General features: G+C 62.5%; 30 protein-coding genes. 14 read left to right on the top strand and 16 right to left on the bottom strand.

Annotated features, from left to right (window positions below; all coding sequences use genetic code 11):
• Positions 1 to 89: 89 nt before the first annotated feature.
• Together NKH78_RS10600 and NKH78_RS10595 are read left to right on the top strand one after the other, a co-directional pair.
• Positions 90 to 872: an SDR family NAD(P)-dependent oxidoreductase gene (locus NKH78_RS10600; protein WP_352737263.1), complete on the top strand. Its 783-nt coding sequence runs from the start codon at positions 90 to 92 to the stop codon at positions 870 to 872.
• 72 nt (positions 873 to 944) lie between these two features.
• The gene (locus NKH78_RS10595) at positions 945 to 1,715 is read left to right on the top strand and encodes a GntR family transcriptional regulator (protein WP_352737262.1); all 771 of its coding nucleotides are present in this window, start codon (positions 945 to 947) and stop codon (positions 1,713 to 1,715) included.
• Between the two features lie 59 nt (positions 1,716 to 1,774).
• On the opposite strand, the gene NKH78_RS10590 is transcribed toward NKH78_RS10595, so the two are convergent.
• From NKH78_RS10590 to NKH78_RS10580, 3 genes are read right to left on the bottom strand one after another with little or no spacing between them, the layout of a single operon-like run.
• Positions 1,775 to 1,963 (bottom strand): hypothetical protein, encoded by a 189-nt coding sequence (locus NKH78_RS10590; protein ID WP_352737261.1) that lies wholly within the window; start codon positions 1,961 to 1,963, stop codon positions 1,775 to 1,777.
• An 8-nt stretch (positions 1,964 to 1,971) separates the two neighbouring features.
• Positions 1,972 to 2,106: a hypothetical protein gene (locus NKH78_RS10585; RefSeq protein WP_352688544.1), complete on the bottom strand. Its 135-nt coding sequence runs from the start codon at positions 2,104 to 2,106 to the stop codon at positions 1,972 to 1,974.
• Positions 2,107 to 2,112: 6 nt separating this feature from the next.
• On the bottom strand, positions 2,113 to 2,325 hold the full coding sequence (locus NKH78_RS10580) for a DUF2934 domain-containing protein (RefSeq protein ID WP_352737260.1): 213 nt from the start codon (positions 2,323 to 2,325) through the stop codon (positions 2,113 to 2,115).
• A 147-nt stretch (positions 2,326 to 2,472) separates the two neighbouring features.
• On the opposite strand from NKH78_RS10580, the gene NKH78_RS10575 reads away from it, so the two are divergent.
• The 9 genes from NKH78_RS10575 to NKH78_RS10535 all read left to right on the top strand — a co-directional run bounded on the left by NKH78_RS10575 (position 2,473) and on the right by NKH78_RS10535 (position 8,970).
• Positions 2,473 to 2,943: a hypothetical protein gene (locus tag NKH78_RS10575; protein WP_352737259.1), complete on the top strand. Its 471-nt coding sequence runs from the start codon at positions 2,473 to 2,475 to the stop codon at positions 2,941 to 2,943.
• A complete protein-coding gene (locus NKH78_RS10570) occupies positions 2,940 to 4,160 on the top strand; it encodes an NRAMP family divalent metal transporter (RefSeq protein ID WP_352737258.1) in 1,221 nt (406 codons plus the stop codon). Before NKH78_RS10575 ends, NKH78_RS10570 begins: the two co-directional genes overlap by 4 nt.
• Positions 4,160 to 4,522 carry a hypothetical protein gene (locus NKH78_RS10565; RefSeq protein WP_352737257.1) on the top strand — a complete coding sequence of 121 codons (363 nt, stop codon included), beginning with the start codon at positions 4,160 to 4,162 and terminating at the stop codon, positions 4,520 to 4,522. Before NKH78_RS10570 ends, NKH78_RS10565 begins: the two co-directional genes overlap by 1 nt.
• Positions 4,522 to 4,860: a hypothetical protein gene (locus NKH78_RS10560; RefSeq protein WP_352752096.1), complete on the top strand. Its 339-nt coding sequence runs from the start codon at positions 4,522 to 4,524 to the stop codon at positions 4,858 to 4,860. Before NKH78_RS10565 ends, NKH78_RS10560 begins: the two co-directional genes overlap by 1 nt.
• Positions 4,861 to 4,894: 34 nt before the next feature.
• Entirely contained in the window at positions 4,895 to 6,181 is a 1,287-nt protein-coding gene (locus NKH78_RS10555; RefSeq protein ID WP_352737255.1) for an SDR family oxidoreductase, read from the top strand.
• Complete coding sequence (locus NKH78_RS10550) at positions 6,181 to 6,654, top strand: DUF2269 family protein (RefSeq protein WP_352737254.1); 474 nt, start codon at positions 6,181 to 6,183, stop codon at positions 6,652 to 6,654. Before NKH78_RS10555 ends, NKH78_RS10550 begins: the two co-directional genes overlap by 1 nt.
• 269 nt (positions 6,655 to 6,923) lie before the next feature.
• Complete coding sequence (locus tag NKH78_RS10545) at positions 6,924 to 7,652, top strand: WXG100 family type VII secretion target (protein ID WP_352737253.1); 729 nt, start codon at positions 6,924 to 6,926, stop codon at positions 7,650 to 7,652.
• A complete protein-coding gene (locus NKH78_RS10540; RefSeq protein ID WP_352737252.1) occupies positions 7,649 to 8,044 on the top strand; it encodes a phage holin family protein in 396 nt (131 codons plus the stop codon). Before NKH78_RS10545 ends, NKH78_RS10540 begins: the two co-directional genes overlap by 4 nt.
• The gene (locus tag NKH78_RS10535) at positions 8,041 to 8,970 is read left to right on the top strand and encodes a hypothetical protein (protein WP_352737251.1); all 930 of its coding nucleotides are present in this window, start codon (positions 8,041 to 8,043) and stop codon (positions 8,968 to 8,970) included. The genes NKH78_RS10540 and NKH78_RS10535 overlap by 4 nt, the downstream gene beginning before the upstream one ends.
• A gap of 538 nt (positions 8,971 to 9,508) precedes the next feature.
• On the opposite strand, the gene NKH78_RS10530 is transcribed toward NKH78_RS10535, so the two are convergent.
• From NKH78_RS10530 to NKH78_RS10485, 10 genes are all read right to left on the bottom strand, one after another.
• Entirely contained in the window at positions 9,509 to 10,078 is a 570-nt protein-coding gene (locus tag NKH78_RS10530; RefSeq protein ID WP_352476444.1) for a c-type cytochrome, read from the bottom strand.
• On the bottom strand, positions 10,059 to 10,943 hold the full coding sequence (locus NKH78_RS10525; protein WP_352476445.1) for a cytochrome c oxidase assembly protein: 885 nt from the start codon (positions 10,941 to 10,943) through the stop codon (positions 10,059 to 10,061). The genes NKH78_RS10530 and NKH78_RS10525 overlap by 20 nt, the downstream gene beginning before the upstream one ends.
• On the bottom strand, positions 10,940 to 11,281 hold the full coding sequence (locus tag NKH78_RS10520; protein ID WP_352476765.1) for a hypothetical protein: 342 nt from the start codon (positions 11,279 to 11,281) through the stop codon (positions 10,940 to 10,942). Before NKH78_RS10520 ends, NKH78_RS10525 begins: the two co-directional genes overlap by 4 nt.
• A gap of 1 nt (position 11,282) precedes the next feature.
• Entirely contained in the window at positions 11,283 to 11,888 is a 606-nt protein-coding gene (locus tag NKH78_RS10515) for a cytochrome c oxidase subunit 3 (RefSeq protein ID WP_254818826.1), read from the bottom strand.
• A complete protein-coding gene (gene ctaD / locus NKH78_RS10510; RefSeq protein ID WP_352737250.1) occupies positions 11,885 to 13,861 on the bottom strand; it encodes a cytochrome c oxidase subunit I in 1,977 nt (658 codons plus the stop codon). Before ctaD ends, NKH78_RS10515 begins: the two co-directional genes overlap by 4 nt.
• On the bottom strand, positions 13,858 to 14,832 hold the full coding sequence (coxB, locus tag NKH78_RS10505) for a cytochrome c oxidase subunit II (protein WP_352505441.1): 975 nt from the start codon (positions 14,830 to 14,832) through the stop codon (positions 13,858 to 13,860). Before coxB ends, ctaD begins: the two co-directional genes overlap by 4 nt.
• A gap of 38 nt (positions 14,833 to 14,870) precedes the next feature.
• On the bottom strand, positions 14,871 to 15,404 hold the full coding sequence (locus tag NKH78_RS10500) for a c-type cytochrome (protein WP_254818823.1): 534 nt from the start codon (positions 15,402 to 15,404) through the stop codon (positions 14,871 to 14,873).
• The gene (locus NKH78_RS10495; RefSeq protein WP_352737249.1) at positions 15,401 to 16,234 is read right to left on the bottom strand and encodes a substrate-binding domain-containing protein; all 834 of its coding nucleotides are present in this window, start codon (positions 16,232 to 16,234) and stop codon (positions 15,401 to 15,403) included. The genes NKH78_RS10500 and NKH78_RS10495 overlap by 4 nt, the downstream gene beginning before the upstream one ends.
• Positions 16,235 to 16,250: 16 nt before the next feature.
• Positions 16,251 to 18,008 (bottom strand): methanol/ethanol family PQQ-dependent dehydrogenase, encoded by a 1,758-nt coding sequence (locus NKH78_RS10490; RefSeq protein ID WP_352612696.1) that lies wholly within the window; start codon positions 18,006 to 18,008, stop codon positions 16,251 to 16,253.
• Between the two features lie 104 nt (positions 18,009 to 18,112).
• The gene (locus tag NKH78_RS10485; protein WP_352612095.1) at positions 18,113 to 18,892 is read right to left on the bottom strand and encodes a heme-binding protein; all 780 of its coding nucleotides are present in this window, start codon (positions 18,890 to 18,892) and stop codon (positions 18,113 to 18,115) included.
• Positions 18,893 to 19,107: 215 nt separating this feature from the next.
• Here NKH78_RS10485 and NKH78_RS10480 point away from each other — a divergent pair, with 215 nt between their 5' ends.
• The 3 genes from NKH78_RS10480 (at position 19,108) to NKH78_RS10470 (ending at position 21,435) form a co-directional block, all read left to right on the top strand.
• Positions 19,108 to 19,938 carry an SIR2 family NAD-dependent protein deacylase gene (locus tag NKH78_RS10480; protein WP_352612097.1) on the top strand — a complete coding sequence of 277 codons (831 nt, stop codon included), beginning with the start codon at positions 19,108 to 19,110 and terminating at the stop codon, positions 19,936 to 19,938.
• Positions 19,939 to 20,219: 281 nt separating this feature from the next.
• Complete coding sequence (locus tag NKH78_RS10475; protein WP_352505437.1) at positions 20,220 to 20,855, top strand: LysE family translocator; 636 nt, start codon at positions 20,220 to 20,222, stop codon at positions 20,853 to 20,855.
• Between the two features lie 10 nt (positions 20,856 to 20,865).
• Entirely contained in the window at positions 20,866 to 21,435 is a 570-nt protein-coding gene (locus tag NKH78_RS10470) for a hypothetical protein (RefSeq protein WP_352701939.1), read from the top strand.
• A 32-nt stretch (positions 21,436 to 21,467) separates the two neighbouring features.
• Here the strand turns inward: NKH78_RS10470 and NKH78_RS10465 are convergent, their stop codons facing one another.
• From NKH78_RS10465 to NKH78_RS10455, 3 genes are all read right to left on the bottom strand, one after another.
• The gene (locus NKH78_RS10465; RefSeq protein WP_352701937.1) at positions 21,468 to 21,764 is read right to left on the bottom strand and encodes a DUF982 domain-containing protein; all 297 of its coding nucleotides are present in this window, start codon (positions 21,762 to 21,764) and stop codon (positions 21,468 to 21,470) included.
• A 32-nt stretch (positions 21,765 to 21,796) separates the two neighbouring features.
• Positions 21,797 to 22,144: a DUF982 domain-containing protein gene (locus tag NKH78_RS10460; RefSeq protein WP_254818815.1), complete on the bottom strand. Its 348-nt coding sequence runs from the start codon at positions 22,142 to 22,144 to the stop codon at positions 21,797 to 21,799.
• Positions 22,145 to 22,262: 118 nt separating this feature from the next.
• Positions 22,263 to 22,466, bottom strand: coding sequence for a hypothetical protein (locus NKH78_RS10455; protein WP_254818814.1), 204 nt, complete (start codon positions 22,464 to 22,466; stop codon positions 22,263 to 22,265).
• Positions 22,467 to 22,728 lie beyond the last annotated feature (262 nt).

The following is a 22,728-nucleotide window of genomic DNA, read 5'->3' as shown; positions in this document are numbered from 1 at the left end:
TACGCTCGGGCCGGCTCAGCGAAAAGGGTACGTCATGCGTCGCTGATCGACTACCATGGCAGCCGCTACAACTGTTCGTGGGAGGAGAAATGCCTGAGTTCAAAAAACGCGCACTGGTCACCGGGGCGGCCATGGGCATCGGCCGTGCTGTCGCCGAAAGGCTGGCCGAGCAAGGTGTCGACCTGATCCTCTTCGACCGTGTGGGCGATCAGCTGGACGAGGTCGCGGCGCAGCTTGCGGCGCGCGGCGTGACCGTGCACACCGTGCTCGGCTCGACCGCCGACACTGAAGCCTGCTGCCGCGCCGTCGAGCTTGCCCGGTCCGCGTTCGGCGGGCTCGACATGCTTTCCCACAATGCCGGCATCCAGCGTTACGGAACGGTGGAGACCACGGACGAGGCGCTTTGGGACGAGGTGATGAACGTCAACCTCAAGGCTGCCTATCTGCTCTCCCGCGCGGCGATGCCGCTGCTGCGGCAAAGCCGCGGCGCCATCGTCCATATGAGCTCGGTGCAAGGCTTGGCCAGCCAGGAAGGGGTTCTGGCCTACAGCACGGCCAAGCACGGCTTGATCGGGCTGGTCAAATCCATGGCCGTCGACTATGCGCCGCTCGGCGTGCGCGTCAATGCCGTGGCTCCGGGCGCGGTCGACACGCCGATGCTGCGGGATGCGGTCAAGCTCAACGATAAGCCAGACGAGATCCTGCGCATCCTTGACAACATGCATCCGCTCGGCCGCACCGCCCAGCCGCAAGAGATTGCGGCCGTCGTTGCCTTCCTGCTGTCCGACGATGCCTCCTTCGTCACCGGCGAGGTCGTGCGCGTCGATGGCGGCCTGCTGGCGCGCATCGGCGGTTCCCCGCGCAAGGAATAACGTCGGCGCTGCTGCTTGCGCAGCCATTTCATGAGCGGCTTGAAGCTGCCGAGCCTTTAAGGGAATTTGCCGATGGCAGGGCTTTTGGGAATGCGGACCATCACCGAGGGGCGGCTTGGCGAAACCGGCCCCAGCGCTTCAGTCGCGGCGAAGACGTTCGAGGTCCTGCTCGACCAGATCCTGACCTTCCGCCTGAAGCCGCACGAGCTGATTTCCGAAAAGGCGATGTCGGAAGCCCTCGGCGTGAGCCGCACGCCGGTCAGGGAGGCGCTCGCCCGGCTGGCCGGACTTGGCCTGATCGACATCTATCCGCAGCGCGGCAGCATGGTGGCGCCGCTGCGGATCGCCGATCTCGAGAAATCGCAGTTCCTGCGCGAGTCGCTTGAAGTCGGCCTGGTCAAGCGTGCGGTCGAGAGCCCGCGCCGCGCCGAACTGCTCGCCATGCTCAAAGGCGAACTGGCGGTCCAGGAGACGTTCGCCTCCATCTCGGACGACAGGCGCTTCTTCAAGTCGGACGAGCTGTTCCACCAGCACATCGCCAGCGATGCCGGCTTCCCCGGAATCTGGGCCGACATCAGCGCGGCGAAGCTGCACATGGACCGCTTCCGCTTCCTGTCTTTCCCGCGCCTCGACAGCATGTCGGTGGTTCTCGGCCAACATCGGCGGATCGTCGAGGCGCTCGAGCAGGCCGACGCCCTTGCGGCGGAAGAGGCGATGCGAACGCATCTTCGCCGCATCTTCGAGGTGCTCGCAATCGTCCGGGAACGCTATCCCCATTATTTCAAGGCACCGGGCTCGGCTGGAAAGAGGACAGAAGCGGCTGCCGCCGATCTGCCCGAATGACAACCATTCGCGCGACGGAGCGAGGAGGAATGACGACGTGGAAACGTGAAACCAGCCGCTCAGTCCGGGCCTGAGCCTTTCTTCGGCGCTTCCGAAGGCAACTTGGCCTTGCTGCCGGATTTGTCGGAAGTTGGCTTGGCTTCACGATTTTGCGCCTCGCCGCCTTGCTCCTTGCGGAGCTGCTTTTCTATCGTCGATCGCGATCCTTCCGCAGGGTCCTGTTCGGGATGGCTCTCCCTAGCCGTCATGTCAGCTCCTATCCATTCTGGTCTATTGCATGTGGCGAGGGCTGAGTTTCGCCACCAGTGCTGGTCCTGTCGCGCCCAAGCATCAGCCATGCGGCGAAGAGCACGACCAGTACGACCACGATCCAGGCGACGAGACGAGGCATGGGGCCTCACTTCCCCCGCCGCTTGCTGCCGCGCACCTCGGGATCGGAGCCGGTCCCAACCGTTGGATCGGGCACGACCGGACCGCGTTCGGCTTCGGAGCCCTCAGCTTCGATCTCCTGCACGGCCTGGTCCCAATGCTCGCGCTCGCGTCCTTGCGGACGGCCTTCGCGCTCCCATATCTCATGGGCCCGCTGCCTGATACGCTCTTCCTTGTCCATGACCTTTGCCTCCTGATATCCCTAATCCGGCGATCGAAGGTTTGTTCCGCGTTGCCAGGCAGTTCCGACGGTTCAGTTGACGTGACCACCGGGCGCCCTAGATGAAATTGCACGCCGAAGTCGCCTGGTGCCGGGGAGAACAATCGTGTGGCAGCAACGCTACAAGCACGTGTTGTAGATGCCATTGCAGCTATCGGTCTTCGACCAGACCGGCTGTGCCTGCTGCTGACAACGTTTGTGCTGACGGCATGCTCGCCTTCCGACCAGATCGAGCAGCAGTCGAAAACCGCGGCTTCGGCCGCACAGACCGCATCGCTGGTCCTGGGTGCCTGGGCCGCCGGGGCAGCCCCTTCGACATATACGTCGCGCACGTTGCAATCGGTCGGCAAGGCCCTCGTCGATGCCAGTGCGCAAATCCAGTCCGCCAAGTCGCCTGAGCCCAGCGAGCAAGCCGGTCTGACGGCGGTAGTCGGACAGCTGTCGGCGGCGGTGACACGCGCCGCGACGGCGGTGCAGGACGGCAACCGATCGGAGGCGGAACAGGTGCAGCAGGATCTCCGGGCTGCCACCGCCGCCCTGAATGCATCCTACGCCAAACATTTCGCGCCGAAACCATGAAGAAGCTGCTCGAAATATCGCTGGGCATCGTCACCAGCGTTGGTGGCTTTCTCGAGGTCGGATCGATGGCAACCGCCGCACAGGCGGGTGCAGCGTTCAGGTTCCAGCTGATCTGGGCCGTCCTCCTGGGCACGATCTGCATCATCTTCCTGGTCGAGATGGCCGGCCGCTTCGCCGCTGTAAGCCATCACACCATCGCCGACGGGATCCGGGAACGGTTTGGCTTCACCGCCTTTCTGTGGCCGTTGCTTGCGACTTTGCTGGTCAACTTCCTGGTCATGGCAGCCGAGATCGGCGGTGTCGCCATTGCGCTCGAGCTCGCCACCGGCATCAGCTTTCAGTGGTGGGCCCTGCCGGTCGCTTTTCTGGCATGGCTGTTCCTCTGGAAAGGCACGTTCGGCTTCATTGAAAAGGGCGTCTCGATCCTCGGCCTGGTCACGCTGTGCTTCGTGGTTGGCGCCGTCATGCTGAAGCCCGATTGGGGGCAGGTCGCGGCCGGTGCCGTGCCCAGTCTGCCCGAGCACGACGCGGCCAATTACTGGTTCATGGCGGTCAGTATTCTTGGTGCGTCGGTCTCGCCCTACCTGTTCATGTTCTATTCGTCGGGAGCCATCGAGGACCAGTGGGACAAGAGCTATCTCGGGACCAATCGGGCCATTGCCGGATTGGGAATGAGTTTTGGCGGCACAATCTCGATCGGCGTGCTGATCGTGGCGGCGCTCGTGCTGGCGGCGCACGGCATAGAGCAGGTCGACGACTACCATCAATTGCCGCTGATGCTGATCCAGATCTTCGGTTTCTGGGGGTTCGTCCTGTTCGTTGCTTCACTAGGCATAGCCTGCTTCGGCGCTGCGCTCGAAATCGGGCTGCAGCAAGCGTACTTGGTGGCGCAGGGTTTCGGCTGGACCTGGGGCGAGGACCTGAAACCGCGCGACGATCCCGGCTTCAGCACCGTCTACACGGTCTCGCTGTTTCTCGCCGCCATTCCGATCGCCCTGGGTCTCGATCCGCTGAAGCTAACCATCTTTTCCATGGCGCTGACGGCCGCCAGCCTGCCGCTGACCGTGGTGCCGTTCCTTTTCCTGCTGAATGACGAGCGTTATGTCGGCGAGCACCGCAATGGCATGATCGCGAATGCCGCGGTCATCTTCATCATTGCGCTCGGTTTCGTGCTCGCGATCGTGACCATTCCTTTGCAGATATTCGGAGGCACGTGATGGATTTGCTGCGCGACATCCTGGACAAGCAAGTGGTTGACCGTGAGCAGGTCAAGATCGGCAAGGTAGACGGGCTGGTAGCCGAGGTCAGGCCGGGCAAGCCACCCAAAATCGTTACGGTCGAGCTCGGCTCGATCACGCTGGCGCGTCGGCTTGGCGAGCGATCCGGGCGCTGGATGGCGCGCCTTGTGGCAAGGCTCGGCGGCAAGCGCCATGCCGAACCGCACCGCATCGCCTGGAACAAGGTGCGCGACATCGGCGTCGACATCGAATTCGACATCGACGTGCGTGAAACGGCGATTTTCGACTGGCAGGATTGGCTGCGCGACCATGTCATAAGGCGTATCCCGGGAGCCGGATGATGGCCACCGTCAACCTTGAGCAATTGGCAGGCAGAAATGTGCTTTCGCAGCGCGGCAAAAGCATCGGCCATATCGAGGAGATACGCGCCGAACCGGATGGCGACGACCTCGTGGTTACCGAGTACCATGTCGGCATCTACGCGGCGTTCGAGCGTCTTTCCGCTTCGGCCATCGGCACGGCGGTCCTCGAAGTCTTTCGACTGCGCAGTCGCGGCAGCATGTACCGCATTCCCTGGGACAAGCTCGACATCTCCGACCCGACGCAGCCGCGACTGATGTGCACGATGGAAGAACTTTCCGCTATGAAGGGCAGTATCGAGGGCGATAAACCGGAATGAACGACACTTTCCCGCCGTCGGAGAATGGGGTTCAGTGAAAGTCCTGGTTACCGGCGCCACCGGCCTGATCGGTGCCTCCGTCGTGGCACGCCTTCTTTCCGAAGGGCATGAGGTAATCGGATTGGTCCGCAGCCCCGGTGCAAACCGGGCCGGCAATTACCAATTGCTGGTGCTGGACATGGCGGTGGCGCTGCAGCCCGAAGACTGGCTACCGCATCTCAGGGGTGTCGACGCCGTCGTGAATTGTGCCGGCGTTCTCCAGGACAGCCCCCGTGAAAAGACGCGCGAAGTCCATCGCGATGCGGCGGTCGCACTCTTTCGCGCCTGTGCGCGGGCAGGGGTTGCCCGGGTGATCCACTTTTCGGCGATCGGCGTCGATCGGGCGCAGCCTTCGGCGTTCTCGGCGACGAAACTGGCCGGGGACCAGGCGCTTATGATGCTTGATCTGGATTGGGTGGTCCTGCGCCCGTCCGTGGTGCTCGGCCGGCCGGTGTTTGGGGCCAGCGCATTGTTTCGGGGTCTCGCTTCGCTGCCAGTGCTGCCGTCCATGCCCGGCACCGGCCGGCTCCAGGTGGTACTACTCGACGATGTGGTCTCAACGGTCGTTTTCCTTCTCGATCCCGCCAGTCCGTCTCGCGTCGTGCTGGAACTTGTCGGTCCCGAACAACTGAGCATGGACGAGGTCGTCGGCAGTTATCGCCGATGGCTCGGTTGGGCTCCGGCAGCCAGGTTTGTCTTGCCGGCGCCTGTTGCAAGGCTTCTCTACGGCCTAGGCGACCTTGCCGCGATGTTCGGCTGGCGTCCGCCGATGCGCACCAACACGGCCAGGGAGATCGCCCGAGGAGCGGTTGGAGATCCCTCGGACTGGACCGCCGCGACCGGCATACGCCCGCAAACCCTGACGGGCTTCCTCGCGCTCAATCCGGCAACGGTGCAGGAGAAATGGTTTGCCCGGCTGTATTTCATCAAGCCGGCGATCTTCGTCGTCCTGCCCGTCTTCTGGATCATGACGGGAATTGTGTCGCTGACAACCGGCTACGGCAGCGGCGTCGATCTGATGCAAGGCACGGGGGCCGGCATCTTGTCGGCACCGATCGTGATCGCCGGCGCTCTTGCCGACATCGCCATCGGCGTGCTCATAGCCTGGCGGCCGGCGGCGCGAAAAGGCCTCTATGGCGGCATCGCGCTCTCGCTCTTCTATCTGGTCGTGGGAAGCTTCCTGAGCCCCGATCTGTGGAACGACCCGCTTGGGCCGTTCCTCAAAGTGTTGCCGATCCTGGTGCTGCACTTTGTGGCCTTGGCAGTGCTGGAGGAGCGTTGATGCTCTATTTCCTGCTGAAATTTCTGCATGTCATCGGCGCATCCGTGCTGCTTGGCACCGGCGCCGGCATCGCTTTCTTCATGCTGCTCGCCCACAGGACCGGCAATGCCGCGACGGTTGCGGCGGTGGCGCGTATCGTCGTCGTCGCCGACTTCCTTTTCACAGCGACGGCCGTGGTCGCGCAACCTTTGACCGGAGCCGCGCTTGCCTGGCAGGCTGGCTACTCGCTGTCGGAGGGCTGGATCGCACTTTCGATCGCGCTCTATATCGTCACCGGAATGTTCTGGCTCCCGGTCGTCTGGATGCAAATGGAGATGCGCAAGCTGGCATCGCAAGCCGCCGCTGGCGGTGCGCCGTTGCCGCCGCGATACCATCGGCTCTTCTGGTTGTGGTTCGCCTTCGGCTTCCCCGCCTTCGCTGCCGTGCTCGGGATTTTCTGGCTGATGATCGCGCGGCCTGCGATCGAGTGGTAGGTCGCAGGCAGGTCCCACTGCGATAATGCCCAGTCAAAGCACTGCGGAAAATTCCGGCCCCTGCACCGCGAATATCTGCCGGAGCGCACGTGCGTCTCGACCTATAAGTCGCACCGGAGTCCGGTCTCGTATCATTTCCAACCGCGCGCTCACGCCCATCGGCACAGGACAAGATCCCGTCTTGAGGCTGGTTAGGCTTCGCTTACAAAAAGATGACGCCTGAGGGGAACACGGGAAGCACATGCAAGTTCGGTGCGCAGTGGAGGAGATTGCGCCATGAACAGTGTTATTTATCTCATCGGCCTTGTCGTCGTCGTGCTTGCGATCCTCTCCTTCCTCGGATTCCACTAGGAGACACCATGCAGGACAAAGACGATCAAGGCCGTCAGACGGCCGATTTCGAGACAGCCAGAAGCGAGCTTTCGGAAAGACTGCAACGGGAAAAGCAGACCGCGACGGAAGCGCTCCACGATGCGCGTGACGAGATCACCAGGAAAGCCGGAGATTACGCATCGGAAGCAAAGCAAGCATTGTTCAACAAGGCGGAGGGAACGCAGCGCGACATGAGCGCCAGTCTCAAGGCCTTCAGCGGCGCTTTGCGCGCGGCAAGCGAGCATCTTGCCAACAATGATCAACGGACCGCTTCGAAATTCGCCCTTGACGCCGCAGGCGGGCTCGAGCGGCTTTCCTCGTCCCTGAAGGATAAACCGTTCGACGAGGTGCTTGGCGAAATTCAGTCGTTCGGCCGCGAAAACTCGGGGGCGCTGATCGCCGGCTCGGTATTGGCAGGCCTGGCTTTGGGGCGGTTCATCAAGAGCTCGCCACCCTCTGCCCAAACCGGAGCACCGGGCCAGTCGGGAACAGGCCGGGCGCCCGAGACGGGTCCTAGCTCGAATGAGTCGGGATGGCGATCGGCAGAGCCAGTTGAACCAGCCCCGTTAGGATCCGATCAGTCCGGCGATGACTGGGCCAATGCAAGCCTGGAGCGAAACCCATGACTGACAACCAGGACACTCGCAGCCTGACAACCCTTGTCAGCGATCTGGTACAGCAGGTCACAACACTGCTTCAAACCGAAAGCAGGCTGTTGCGGGCTGAAATGTCAGAAAAGTTAAGCAAGGCCGGCGCCGGCGCCGTGGAGGTAATGGGAGGCGTCATTTGCCTGCTTGCCGCCCTGATGGTGCTTTTGCAGGCGCTGGTGATTGCCTTGGCGAGCGCCGGCCTGGGAGCCGGATGGTCCTCGCTGCTCGTCGGCGTCGTGGTGGCAGTACTGGGCGTCATACTCCTGCGCTCCGGCAAGGCAAGCATGGTTCCCTCAGAGTTGACCCCCGACCGGACACAAGACCAACTTAAACGCGACGCACGCGTGATCAAGGACCAGATAAGATGACCGACAAATCCGCAGCCGAACTCGAACGCGATGCCGACATTGCCCGTGCCAAGATAACGGACACGGCAGACTCGATCCGGAGCAAGATGACACCAGGTCAGCTGATCGACGAATTCACCGGGATGTTCAGCGGCGAGGGATCCGCCATGCTCAGCAATCTTAAGACTCAGGTCAGGGACAATCCGTTGCCGCTTACATTGGTCGGCGCGGGCCTGGCCTGGCTGATGCTAGGCAAGGGCACGTCGGTAGACAGTTCAGCACTTGGTGCCTATTCGACCGGCAGGGAACCTGACGGCACCCGAAACTTCTCTGACCAGAGGGGCTTGGGCGGGGCCTGGCAGGACTCACGCGGCGATGAGTACGGTGCCGAGGGCGAAGGTTCCGCCGGCTCCATGCTCTCCGATGCCGCCCGTTCGGTTGCGTCCGTGGCAGGCGGTGCGACTGAGGCTGTGGCAGACGTTGCGAGCGGCGCCAAAGAAAGGTTAGGAAGCACGGTCGGGCAGTTCGGCTCGGCGGCCACCGATATATCGGGGCGGGTACGGCAGTCGGCGCAGGACCTGTTCCAGCGCGAACCTCTGGCAATGGCCGCGGTGGGCCTTGCCGTGGGCACCGCCATCGGCGTGATGCTGCCTCACACAGCCGCGGAAGACGCGCAACTCGGCCCATACCGCGACAAGCTTCGTGACAGTGCCGAGGAAGTCTTTGAGGAAGGCGTCGAGCAAGCCAAGCAGGTCGCCGCCGAAGCATATGAGACTGTAAAGGAAGAGGCTGACCGACAGGGTTCCAGTGGCAACGCCGAGACGTTGGTCGACCGCGTCGATAAAGTCGTGAAAAAGACGGCAAGCAAAACCGAGGAAGCCATTCGCGATCGTTTGCCGGAGACCGACGAGGCTCCCAAATCGAACGAGTCTCCCGAAACGACGTGATTGCGCTACGGTCGTTCGTGGCGACTCCGACCGCGGTCGCCTCGCGGTTGGAACATCGAAGTCGGCTAGGAGCCCGCAACCTTCCGCTGACAAATGTGATTGCGGCGCTCAAGTCATTAGCCGAGGCGCTCCGGTCCGTTCCGATTCTTCGCTCTAAATCCGTTCGGTTCTTCGGCTCCATGAGGCGTGTCTGCCCACGGCGTGGCACGCAATTCTCAGCAGCACTGTCCAATTCTGAAAAAAACAACCACCCCGTCAATTCGACTGGGACGACGACGTCGAGATTGCACTCGGCCCACTCGCCAAAGAAGCTCATATCCGAGATGCCCGCGAAACAATCCGCACAGCAGATTACCGGGCATAGCGGCGCTCGGCGATGTCCGACTGATCGCGGGCAGCCTCGCCGATGCGGGCCGGTTCCGAAAGGTTCGTCGGCAACTAAGGCATCGAGCCGAAGGCGGTGACGATTGCCGGTCCCGGCAAACCGGCATCGGTAGACTGCCGGCAGGGTTTGATCTCGACTAGGCGAGCAACGATGTCATTTCAGCGAATAGAGATAGGCAGCGACGTCCCGCGCCTCCTGCTCGGAAATCCTTGTCGAAGGCATTGCCGCGTGCGGATTGATCTCCCTTGCGGCCCGTATCCAACGGACCATGTTTCGCGGGTTGTTGGACAATACGCCGCCGATATAGACCCGGGTGGCCAAGCTGGCGTCGAGGCGTGGACCGACCATTCCCTGCGCGCCGGGAACGCCGGTGATCGTGTGGCATCCAGCACAGCCATTGGCCATCATGATGGGTATAGCGCGGGCGCCAACACCGCCGGTTGCATTGTCGGCCTTCTGCTCCACTCGACGGCTTTGCTCGAAGTACAACGCGATCCCGGCCAGGACTGCAACGAGCAAGACAATTGCTGCGGCGCCGAGTATGGGTCCGGACGGAGTAAAGCGCGATGTGGCGCGCACACCGATGCTGCTGGTGGCATTGTCCGTTTTATGCGCGACCCTGATGAGGCGCTCCGGCCACAACGTCAGCGCCGTCCAAGCTGCGGCCAGCACGACAATTGCCGTCCCGGCACCAATGACCAGCTTAGACAGCTTGGAGCGCATGCGACGTCTCCCATCTTCTCTGTCCACTGGAGCGGATCCACAGGCCGGCCAGCAGCAAAGCCGCGCCGCCATAGATCAGGCCGGCCGGAACCCACATCACCAGACCGGCGAGCTGCTGGTCCTCGAGCGGACTAAGGTTCCACAATTTCGCACCGGCTGCGTTCACCGGATACCACAGCCTTGGCGAGACCAGCAGCAGCACCCCGAGCAGGCCGGTATGCAGCGAGGTGAAGAAGAGGTGCATGACTGCGCTGCCATAGGCTTGTTCGCGGCCTGAACGCGGCAGCAGCACCCACCAGAACAGCAGCCCTGTGCCGAAGAAGCAGGCATGTTGCGCATAATGCAGGACACCCCGTGCAAGCGCCGCCTCGAACAGCGCCGGAACGTGCCACGCCCATATCGCGACGCCGTGCAGGAAGGTCGCGGCAACAGGGCGGCTGATGGCGGCCCAAACGGTTCGAAGCATCTTCGCCTGCCCGGCTGCGCCAAATGCCAGCCGCAGCTTGATCGGCAATGCCCACATCATCGCCGCCGCCGGACGGGAGGCGACCAGCAGGGGTGCCACCACCGCCATCAACAGCTCATGCTCGATCATGTGGGCGGTGAAGACGCGCTCACCCAATGCATGGAGCGGACTGACCAGTGCTGCCGCCAAAATGGCCCAGCCGGTCGCAAACAGCAGGGCTTGCCGCATCCGCAACGGGCGGCTGCGGGCGCTCCGCCGCCACAGCCGAAAGGCGCCTGCTGCGTAAAGCAGTGCGACCATGGTTAGCGGCAGCGTGATCGGCAACGCCAGCGTCCAGCCGGCCTGCGGGGCACCGGCACCGTAGCAGATCGAGGTCGAGAAAAGCGCGTCGAAGTTCATCGCAGACAGCCGTCGAGAATGAGCGAGGCGGCGCCTTGCATGACGATTACCAGCGCAAACAGCAACGCGCTGAGAATGCCGATATTGGCGACGAAACCTTCAGTGCCGCGCGCACGGTCCGGTTTAAAGGCGGCGCCACCTTGCTGTCGCGCCCGCCACGACAGCGCCCCGCCGAGCAAGGCCAGCACTGTCAGCATCAGCGCAACGACCGGTATGACAGGAATGCCGTGGGCGCACTGCCACTCCACGACCGCGTAATTCAGCTGCGTCGACACCGCCCAGGCCAAAGGCCCGGACAACAGCCCGCCCCATGATGTGCCCAAGCGAAGCGCACGCATCTCAGTCAAGCCTCGGCATCCAATAGATCAACAGATAGATCGGGATCCAGGTCGCGACCACGAAATCCCAGTAGAAGACGTTGTCGCCAACATCCCCGAAACGCCGCCCGCTATAGCCATGTCGCGTGAACATCAGGACCGTCAGCACCAGCGTGTCGCCGACGTCGGTGATCAGGTGTGTGGTGTGGAGGCCGAGCAGGACCCACAGCATTGAGCCGTACGCATTGGTATCCCAATAGATGTTGAGGGCCGGAAATTCGAACCACCGCACGACAAGCGGTGCGATACCGAGCAGCGTCATGACGATCAGGCCGATGCGCACGGGCACCATGGCACACGCTTCGGCGTAGCGGTTCAGTATGTGATTGGGCACCACGCTGGCGAGCAGCAACAGCGTGACGATGGTGCCCGGCCAATGGTTGGGCGGCGGCACGCCCAATGGCCATTCGGGCGACAGATAGGCGAGGTAAAGATAGGCGCCTGCGGCGAGCGCGAAGCCGGTGCCCTCCAGCGCCATGAAGGCGAGAGTGCCCCACCAGGTCGGGCTGCGCGGTCCGATCCCGAAGGTCGGGAGTTTGGAAAGATCGGCGGCAGGACGCTGTTTCATTCCTCATCCTCCGGATCGCCTTTCGGCCAGAACCAACCGATCAAAGTGATGGCGATTGGCCCGGCTCCCCAGACCACCGCCCACGGGCTGAAGATCGAATAAAGAAAGGTGGCGCCGACGGCGAGCGCGGCGAACAATGGCCAGATCGACGGCGTCGCCGACTTCTGGCGCACATCTGGATGCGCCTCTGCCACCGTCGAAATGACAAGTTCGCGTGCGTCGACGCGAAGCCCGGTCGCGACAGGCAGCGTGTCACGTTCGGCCCAGAGCGGCTCGGAGTGGGTAACCACCGGAATCCGAGCGAAATTATAGCTCGGCGGCGGAGAGCTTGTCGCCCATTCAAGCGTGCCCGCATTCCAGGGATTGTCCCCGGCCGGGGCGCCCCTCGAGGCGCTGTACACCAGGTTTATGGTGAACAGAACGAAGCTTAGGAACAGGACAACCGCGCCGGCTGTGATGAACAGGTTGATGTTGCCCCAGCCGAGCTCCACCGGATAGGTGTAGACCCGGCGCGGCATGCCCCACAGGCCGACAATGTGCATCGGAAAGAACGCCGCATTGAAGCCTATGAAGGCAAGCCAGAAGTGCCAGCGTCCAAGACGCTCGCTCATCATCCGGCCGGTGATCTTGGGGAACCAGAAATAGGTCGCGCCGAGCAGCGGGAACACCGACCCGCCGATCAGCACGTAGTGGAAATGCGCGGTAACGAAATAGGTGTCGTGTACTTGCAGGTCCAATGGCACCGACGCCAGCATCACGCCGGTCAGGCCGCCCGCGACGAACGTGAAGAAGAAGCCGAACACGAACAGCAGCGGCGTCCTGATTATCGGGCGTTCGTCCCACAATGTCGCCAGCCAGCAGAAGATCTGCAGCCCGTTCGGGATGGCGATCAGCATGCTTGAGGCGGTGAAGAAGCTCGCGCCGAGCTTGGGCAGGCCGGTTGCGAACATGTGGTGAACCCACAGGCCGAACGACAGGAAGCCGACCGAAATCAGCGACAGAACCATGCCCAGATAGCCGAATACCGGACGCCGGGCGAAAGCGGCGATGATCGAGGACACCATGCCGGTGGCCGGCAGGAAAATGATGTAGACTTCGGGGTGGCCGAAGAACCAGAACAGGTGCTGGAACAGCAGTACGTCGCCACCCTCGGCGGGATTGAAGATATGGGTGCCGACCAGTCGGTCGAGGATCAGGAAGGTCGACGTGATCATGACTGCCGGCATGGCGAACACGATGACGAAGGAGGTGACCAGCATCGCCCAGACATAGAGCGGAATCTTGTCCAGCGACATGCCCGGCGCGCGTTGCTTCAGCACGGTGACGATGGTGGCAACCGCAACCGCCAATGACGATACTTCGGTATAGGTGATCATCTGCGCCCACACATCGGAACGTTTGCCTGGCCCGAATTCAGGACCGGACAGCGGCACGTAGGAAAACCAGCCGACGTCGGGCGCCATGTCGAGTGCAAACGACACCCAGGCGAAGAGGCCACCGGAGAGATAAATCCAGAAGCTGAATGCATTGAGGCGCGGAAAGGCGATGTTGCGGGTGCCGACCATCAGCGGCACGAGATAGATGCCGGTCGCCTGAACGATTGGCACTGCAAACAGGAACATCATGGTCACGCCATGCATGGTGAATAGCTGGTTGTAGCGGTCCGGCCCGATCAGCCCGCGCTCCGGCCCCGACAGTTGGATGCGCATGGCAACGGCGCTGAGGCCACCGAGGCACAGGAAGACGAAAGCGGTGATCAGGTACCGCCGCGCGACAATTTTGTGGTCGACGCTCGAGAGCGCACCGATGATGCCCGGCACGGTCTGCCATGTCCGCGCCAGCCTGCGCTCGAGGCTGGCGTCGTCGAGGCCGGTATCGCGAGGGCCGTCGCGCTCGGGAACCAGGTCACCCTTTTGTGCTGCGGCGCGTTGCTGGGCGAGGTCTCGCCCATGGGCTAGGTCGGCGCTACTCATTTCAAGCCCTCGAGATAGGCTACTATCGCATTCAGCTCGTCCCCGTTCAGTCCCACCACGGGCATGCGGGCACCTGGCTTGATCCCTTGCGGATCGGCTATCCAGGCTGCGAGATTGCCGCGGCTCATCGCCAGCGTTCCGGCAGCGAGCGTCCGCCGGCTTGCGATATGTGTAAGGTCGGGAGCGACCGTGCCGCCGGCAATGGTGCCGCCGATCTTGTGGCACATCACGCATGGCCGTTTGAGGAACAGGTCGTGGCCGGTTTTGGCCTCGGTCGACACGGGGGCAGCTGCCGGCCGCAGCTGATCGTTCAGCCATGCGTCGAAGACGGGCCGAGGTTCGGCGATGATGAAGGTGCTCATATTGGCGTGCTGCGCGCCGCAGAACTCGGCGCACTGGCCGCGATAGACGCCGGGCTTGTCAGCCTTCAGATCGAGAACGTTCTCGTGGCCTGGAATGAGGTCCAGCTTGCCCGAGAGGTTCGGCACCCAGAAGGAATGGATGACGTCGGTCGAGGTCACTACAAGCCGCACCGGCTCGCCCGCCGGGATGTGGATTTCATTGGCGGTCGTCAGGATGCGGTTCGGCTGATCGTTTTCGTAGCGCACCTCCCACCACCATTGATGCCCGGTCACCCGGATCGTCAGCGCCGCATCCGAGCCGATGGCGGCAAGCGTCCGGTTAGCGAAGTAGCTCAGCAGCGTCAGGCCGACCAGGATCAGGGCGGTAGCGGCGAGTGCGGCGACGACAATTCGCATCTTGCCGCGCTCGGCGGCAGCGTCGAGGACAAGCGGATCGCCGACCGGCGCGGGGCGTCGGGCCAATGGCAGGATCAGCACGGCCATCACCAAAAGCCAGACCACCGTGCACAGCGCTGTGAAGAACCAGATCAGCCATGCAAGCTCGCCCGCGGCCGGGCCTTTTGGGTCAAGCGCGGATTGCCAGCCGCTGCATCCTGCAAGGAGCAGCATGCAGGCTGCGCCGCAGCACACGCTGCAAACAAGGCGGTTCACGGCGACTTCCCCAGAGTCGCGGCATCCGGCAGGCGATTTTCGGACGGATGGGGCATCATGTCGTCGTCGCGGCTCGGCGCAGCCGATTTTGGCGCGTTGCCGCTCAACGCGCGGACGAAGGCGGCAAGCTCCCAGATCTGGTCGTCCGGGATCTTGTCCCGAAAGCTCGGCATGCCGTTTGGCCGCCCGTCCCTGATCGTGGCGTGGATGCTTTCGATCGAGCTGCCATAGAGCCACTTCTGATCCATGAGCGCCGGGCCCATGCCGCCACCGCCATTGGCATGGCAGCCGGAACAGTTGAACCAGTTGAACAGACGCTTGCCCTCGCTGAGGTGGAACGCGTTGGCCTCGAACACTCCGGCCTTGTTGTTGGACGAGGCTGGCCGCTGCCCGCCCGGCTCGAGGGCCGTGACGGCTGCCGGTTGGTCGCCCGAGCCGAGCGCCGACTGTGGACGCGTGTCGCGTTCCTCACGCTGGCAAGCGGCAAGAACGAGCATCGCCGACAGCACGCATGGAAGGCCGCGGTTCATCGCGCTGCCGCCCCGGCGACGTCGAGGCGAGGCACGTCATATGCCGCCAGGATTGCATCGATCTCGGCGCGGTGTTTGGCGAGCGCTGCGTCTACCTCGCTGCGCAGCGCATCGTCGTCGTGGCGCACGCCCATCGAAATGTCGTAGATCATCGGCAGCAGCGGACCGTCGATTCGCGGTGTAACCGGCGTAATCCGCAACGGTACTTTTTGCCTGGCACCGAAGTAGCCGGCCAACGGCCCCCAGACGACGGCCATATCGATGTCGCCATTCGCGACCGCCTCAATGATGCGCGCTGGCGGGTTTGGCGCCGAATAGTCGCCATAGACGGGGAAACCGACGAGATGGCCGACGATGCCGCGACTGCCGAGCGCCTGGACGGGTGGCGAGTTGGCGCCGTCGTCGCCGATCAGCTGGACGCCGATGTGCAGATCGCGCAGGCGAGGATCGTTGAAGGACGCGATTTCCGGCGCATCTCTGCGTGTCACGAAGACGTAGGAAGACCGGTAGTAGGGCGCGGTGGTGCGCAGCATCTCGAGATTGGTGGGCGTGCCGGGCACCAGATCGCACAGGCCGGCTTTCAGCGTGTTGCGGACGAAGCCGCGCCGCTGTGCCCACCACGTGTAGGAAACAGTCGCACCCAGCTCCCGGGCGACGAGTTCGGCAATCTTGTTTTCAAAGCCTTCCCGGGCGGCATTGGAGAACGGCATGTTGTTGGGATCTGCGCAGATCCTCAACTCGCGCGCATCGGCAACGGCGGCCACAAGCGAGAGCGCCAGTGCGCCAACCGCGGCGGCAAGCCGCCGCGAACGCGTTTTCCGTGAGCACATAACGCGGCCGATCGTCTCAAGGCAGCCGGAACACATACAGCGTACCTCCCGCCGTGGTTACATCCTTCAGATCCTTCATGACGTTGACGAAGCCGAGCGCAGCGGTGGCGTCGCGCGGGTCGAGATCGCCGGATACGATCGCACCGGCCCAGCCGCCGACGCCCGAAAGAACCGCAACATATTGGTGCCCGTCCGGGCCGCGATAGGTGATCGGCTGGCCGATGATGCCGGACGACGTCTTGAACTGCCAAAGCAGTTCGCCGGTCCTGGCGCTGACCGCCTTGAACCAGCCTTCCATCGTGCCATAGAATACGACGTTGCCGGCGGTGGCGACCGCGCCGCTCCACACCGGAAAGTTCTCCTTCAGGCTCCACGCCGGCTTGGCGGCGGCGACATCCCAGGCAGTAAATGCACCGCGATTGCCGCCCGGCCCGGGAATCATGCGCACGTTCATGCCGACATAGGGCGTGCCGGCGATGTAATTCACCTCGACGCCTTCTTCGTCCATGCACATGTTATTATGCGGGATGTAGAGCAGGCCGGTCTTGGGCGAGAACGCCGAAGGTTGCCAGTCCTTGAGACCCGATGCGGTGGGACAGATGTCGCGGACGACCTTGCCGGTGCCGGTCTTCTTGTCCGGATTTACAATCAGCCGGCCGGTCTTCAGGTCGACGCCCTTGCTGGAATTGACAGGCCCGAACGGCACTGCCGACAGTACTTCGCCCGTAGTGCGGTCCAACAGATAGACGTAGCCGTTGCGTTCCGGTCGGACCAGCACCTTGCGGGGCTTGCCCTGCCAGGTCATGTCGAGCAGCACCTGTTCGTTGATGCCGTCGTAGTCGTGCAAATCGTGCGGGGTCCATTGATAAAACCATTTTGCTGCGCCGGTGTCGGGATCGCGGGCAAAGATGCCGGCGGTCCATTTGTTGTCGCCGGGCCGCAGATCCGGATTCCACGGACCGGGATTTCCGGTGCCGTGGAAGATCAGGTTGAGGTCCGGGTCATAGGAAATCCAGCCCCACACATTGCCGCCGCCGATCTTCCAGGCGTCGGGCGGCCACGATGTCACCCCGAGATCCTTGCCCTTGTCCATGTCGTAATGCGGCTTGAAATCGGGGCCGATCAGCACGTCGGCGTCCGGGCCGGTATTGTAGGCCGTCCAGACGACGTGCCCGTCGCCGGCGTCGAGCGCCTTGATCCAGCCGCGTACGCCCATTTCGCCGCCGGAATTGCCGACCAGTACCTTCCCCTTCACCACCAGCGGCGCCATGGTGATGGTCTCGCCGATATTGATGTTGCCGATATGGGTGTTCCAGACCGGTTTGCCGGTGGCCGCATCGACGGCGATGGCATGACCATCGAGCGTGTTGAAATAGATGTGCCCGTCGAAGAAGGCCGCACCACGGTTGACCACGTCGCAACAGGCAACGCCCTGCGCGGCGGGCTCGGGATTGGGCTCGAATTTCCACTTCATCGGCGCGCCGGGCTTGGTAAGGTCAAGCGCATAGAGGATGTTGGGAAACGGCGTCACGATGTACATCGTGTTGCCGACGACCAGAGGCGCAGCCTCCTGGCCCTTGTTGACGCCGGTCGAGAAGGTGAAGGCCACCTGCAGGTTTTTGATGTTGTCTTCGGTGATCTCCGCAAGTTCGCTGTAGCGGGTCGAGGCGTAGTTCTTTGCCGGCATCGCCCACTGGCCGTCGTCGGGCGGAGCAGCCGCGGCCGGCGGATTTATCGCAGGGCCTGATAAAGACTGAGCAACCGCCGCCGTCATCAGTGCAAACCCCGCCAGCAGCGTCCATCCCAGCCTCGCAGCCATTGGCCTGTTTCCGCCTTTGGCTGACACACGAGTTTTCGCCGCCACTTGTCGCCCTTTCCTCATTTGCGTATCGAGCCGCCGACCCCGGCGCCAAGCTCCGCCGCCACGTCCGCCTCGCTTCCGGCACACAATGGATGGCCCCAGCCGGAGGCGCTCTTGCCGCCGGGATCGAGGTCGAAAATGATAGCGTCCTTGCGGTTTGGGTTGACGCCTGCCGGTACCTTGTCCAGCCCGAGCGCGGCGCGCACACGCCAGGCGACATTGTGGTCGGCACAGGGGGAATCGCCGCTTATCCCGAGGGCCCCGACGATCCCCTTGCCGTCGTAGAGAGCCAGGCCGCCGCCAAACACGACGACACCGCCGATAGGCTTTCCCAGCAATGGATCGCTGGAGCTTCCAAACGTCGAAGGATCGCCGGCATAGGCCACCGCTGGATTGACCGGATTGGTGGCCTGCAGGCCGAATAGAGGACCGCCGGGCTGCACCGGCGCATAGAGGTTCGCGGTGGACAACGCCATGTGGGCGAGGCTGAGCCCGTTGGCGGTATTGGCTTTTTCGGCGGCGATCAGCCGGCTGCCAGGCCACTGGGCGTCGGCGGTAGGCCCACTGAAGGCGACGGCGCAGACAGTTCCGTCGCGAGCCACGACTGCCGCCCATTCATTAGTGTCGAAGCCGCCATTGCCGGGACCGCCGCTGGATTTGACGTTGGCCTTGAGGGCGGCCAGCAACTTGTCATGGTCGGCCGGGCAAGGTGCTTGAGCCCAAGCCTTTTGCTGGACGGCGCCGATCGTAAGCAGGAACAGACATAATGCTACCGAGACAATCCGATGGCGATCCATTAGCTGCGCCGTCTTTGTTGAACACTCTCCAACGCGTAGGAGGCGCAGAAGTGCCAAAGGGAACGAAATAAATATCGGATTCGGTCGGACAAACTCGGGCGACCGGAACTCGGGACAGCCGATCTGGGTGTTGGCACTCAACCGGAAATCGGAGTTATTCTTGCGATGGTCCAGGCGCCGTCGGAACAGAGCAGCACTTCTGGCAGTTGTGTCGAATGCTGTCCGCAGTCGAGCAACTGGCTCAATCGGTGAAAGAGCGACGAGCTATCTTGTTCGTTGGAGCCGGGGTGTCGATGAGCGTCGGCTTGCCGTCTTGGCAAAAGCTCATCGAACACATGCAAAACGAGCTCGGCCTTGACGAGGACATGATCGGCGCACCGGAGGCCAGCTATCAGGCGCTTGCCGAATATTACCGGCTGAAGCAGGGGAGCCTCGGCCCTTTGCGCAGTTGGATGGATCGTGAATGGAGCGTCTCGCGGGAAGAAGTGCAGCGGTCGGCAATCCACAAGCTCATCGTATCGCTCGATTTTCCGATCATCTACACCACCAATTATGATCGCAACCTCGAGGTTGCCTTCGAGATTCATGGCCGGCCCTTTGTGAAGGTGGCCAACGCAAAGGACTTGCCCAAGACGACCGGCGAGGTGACGCAGATTATCAAATTCCACGGCGATTTCGACGACGACAAATCGCTGGTCCTGGCGGAGACCGACTATTTCGACCGGCTTTCGTTCGATTCGCCGCTCGACGTGAAGTTTCGCGCCGACGCACTGGGGCGCACCCTCCTGTTCATCGGCTACAGCATGTCTGATATGAACATCCGTCTGCTGTTGCACAGGCTTTGGCAGACCTGGCGGCGGTCGGGCTACGAGAAGAGCCGCCCGAAATCCTTCATCTTCATGTCGCAGCCGAGCATCGTCCAGGAGGCTGTTCTTGGCCACTGGGGCATCGATATGCTGACCGAAGAGGCCGACGATCCTGAGGACGCGCTGCTCGCGTTCCTGAACGAACTCAAGGATAGGGTGGGCCGGCCAGACAGCGCGTGAGAAAACCTGCGGAAAGCGGATTGGTCCGGCAGTGGAACCGACTGATCCGATGTGAGTTCGGGAGGACTAGCGTATCCGGGACCGAGCCTGAATGGGCGCACGCAAACACAAGCGAAGAATGCATGCCAAACACGACCTGTCGGCCGAGTTGGCCTATGAGATCGATTTTTTTGCCCGCAGGTGCGGCCTGACGAGGGACGAAGCACTCAAGACGATGCGAGATGCCGGCCGGTTGAAGGACAGCGCGAAGGCATCTTGCGAAACCGGGGCGAAGTAGCGGCGTGGATTCCGCTTCGTGGACGGCTTTTGTCGGAACGGTCATCCTGATGCAGATGCCGCCGGGGCCCGACAGTCTGCTGGTGATTGCGCGCGGCATCGGGCAGGGCCGTGATATTGCCCTGTTCACCGTCCTCGGAATGACCCTCGGCGCCGGTATGGTCCAGCTGCCGCTCCTTGCCCTCGGCATATCGTCGCTGCTTCAGGCATCGCCGTTTGCCTTTGCCATGCTTCGCTGGGCGGGTGCAGCCTATCTCGTTTGGCTTGGATCGCGTCTGGTGCTGTTGCCGTCAGCCAGCGCCGCCGTCGAGGAGCCGCGCAATGTCGGACCGCTTGTGGCCGCACGCGAAGGAATGATCGCCAATCTGATAAATCCTTGGCCGATAACCTTTATGGTGGCATTCCTTCCGCAGTTCGTCGATCCTGCTCGCGGATCGGTCACGCTGCAATTGCTGCTGCTCGGTGGCACCCAGAAAATGACCGGTGTGCTGGTGCTGGGCACATATGCACTCGCATCCGGCACGCTCGGGGCCTGGATTATGAAACGACCGAAGGTAAGGCTCTGGCAGCAGCGGGTGGCAGGCTGTTTCGTCGTCGGTCTCGGTATCCGCATGGCGGTCGGTGGTGGCGCGCACCGCTGAGGATCGAGCGATGCAGCGGCCGCCGATGGAACATCCGCCGACAATTTTCGTTGACTTGCTCCACAAGGCGAAGAGGTCGAGCATGTCGAAGTTCCAAGCCGCTACCCCGGAGCGTTTGCAGCAGCTCAGGCTTGAGGCAACGGCGCACTTTGCGCCACTCATACTGCGCGAGGCGCTGGTGCGTCTCTGCCGGGCTTGCGGAAGCGATAGCCTCGAACGTTTCGAGAAGACCATGGTCGACCAAATCGAGGCATTGCGTGACGAAAAGGCCGATTTCGACACGATGAAGGAATTTGCCATCGAACAGCTCTATGGCTGGATTCGAGAAGTCAGGTCTTCACCGGACATGACACAGCCCCTGGAGAGCGTAGATACCCGAAGGACCCCCGGCCGCTCTGAAGAGCCGCAAACGCTGGAAGACCAGTTGCAGGCAGGCCTGGAAGATTCCTTCCCGGCAAGCGACCCGCCGGCGGTCGTCTCCACCGCGATCCCGGGCGGATCGAAGAAGCTCGTCGGAACCGACGAAATCCTCAGGCAGCAGCGCGAGAAAAAGGCCGAGAACGCCAATCACTCGAGATAAAGCCGGGCTTTGGACGGAACTGCGGGAGACACCTACAGGTTTACCCGCTGTGCTGTCGGGGCATGCCCGTCATGCGACTCGCCTTCGACAAGAATGTTTGCCTCCCACGCGGCGTCGACAAACGCTTGCCGCGCTTTGCCGGCCGTAATTTCACCGGTTCGGGCGCGATTCAATACATCAGCGGCCGCCAGCGCCAGTGGGGCATTGCGCGCCGGCCATTTCTCGCTTTTCAGGCAATGTACTGCTTCGAAAACGGAACTGACCAATCGCGATCGCCCAGGCTTGCCGAAATAGATGCAAACAGGTGTATCGAACTCTATTCTCTGCACCGGATTCCTCCCGGTTCAAGCAAGGTGTCGCTTCAAGCAAGCTGCGTGTCTTCAGGGTCTACACGACTGTCCGACGGGCGTTTCAGCCAAACGTCGTAGGCCTTCGCAGCTGTTTTGGCGCGTGCTGGTGTTTCGGCTGCGATATCGTAGGCCAGAATGCCCGCCTTGCGGGCGAATTTATCGAACGCCGCACGCACCGTCTCGACGTCGACCTCGTCAGCCAGCCCGGCGCGACAGGCGTCGAACGCCGCCTTGTGCGCCGGACCGCGGCTCGGCCATTCATTTAAGACGTCATAGGCCTGCCAGATATTTTCGACATAGCGAGGGAAACCAAGGCCGACGAGAATTGGAACCGGGCGGCCAAACAATTTTTTTGTCATCTGTGTCTCCGCGAAAGAGCCTGTCGCATCAACGCCCGGGGCGGACCCGAGGCTCATGCTCTTTAACGCGGGATTGCTGCACGGGTTGCAGCAGGTTTGTTCGATCGTGCGCGGCCGGTCACTTGTTGGTCCGCATCTTTTGCCGAGGATTGATACCGCCTTGCGGCGTGGTGTCGTTCTCGACATCGCCTTCGAACGTATTGGTGCCCTGATCGAGCCGGTCGCCCTCCTTGATCGTGCCCCTGGAACTGCCGATGCCGGGATCGTTGGCAAGATCGCTATCGGCCGGCGTTTTGCCTTTGGCGTGCTTGTTTCCTGTCATGGACTCCTCCTGTTTCTTGAGGTGGCAGGCCGCCCTTGAGGTCGCGGCCAAGGCTCGCTGCGAATCGCATTTCGACGCGCCAAATGGCGGCGCCCGAATTGTCGGACGACCTTGATTTTGAACTCCGCGATCCCGATGGTTGTTCCGTCAAAAATATCGCCGTCGGCCGGGATTGCTCAGCCAAGCCCTCTCCGGTTTTCTGGAGCGGGGTGATTTTCGCAACCGGAACGATCTTTCGCCCAATGCATTTAACTGGTCTGCG

The sequence above is a fragment of the Mesorhizobium sp. M0910 genome (assembly GCF_040319465.1).
Taxonomy (GTDB): domain Bacteria; phylum Pseudomonadota; class Alphaproteobacteria; order Rhizobiales; family Rhizobiaceae; genus Mesorhizobium.
This window is presented reverse-complemented; position numbering and strand designations above follow the sequence as displayed.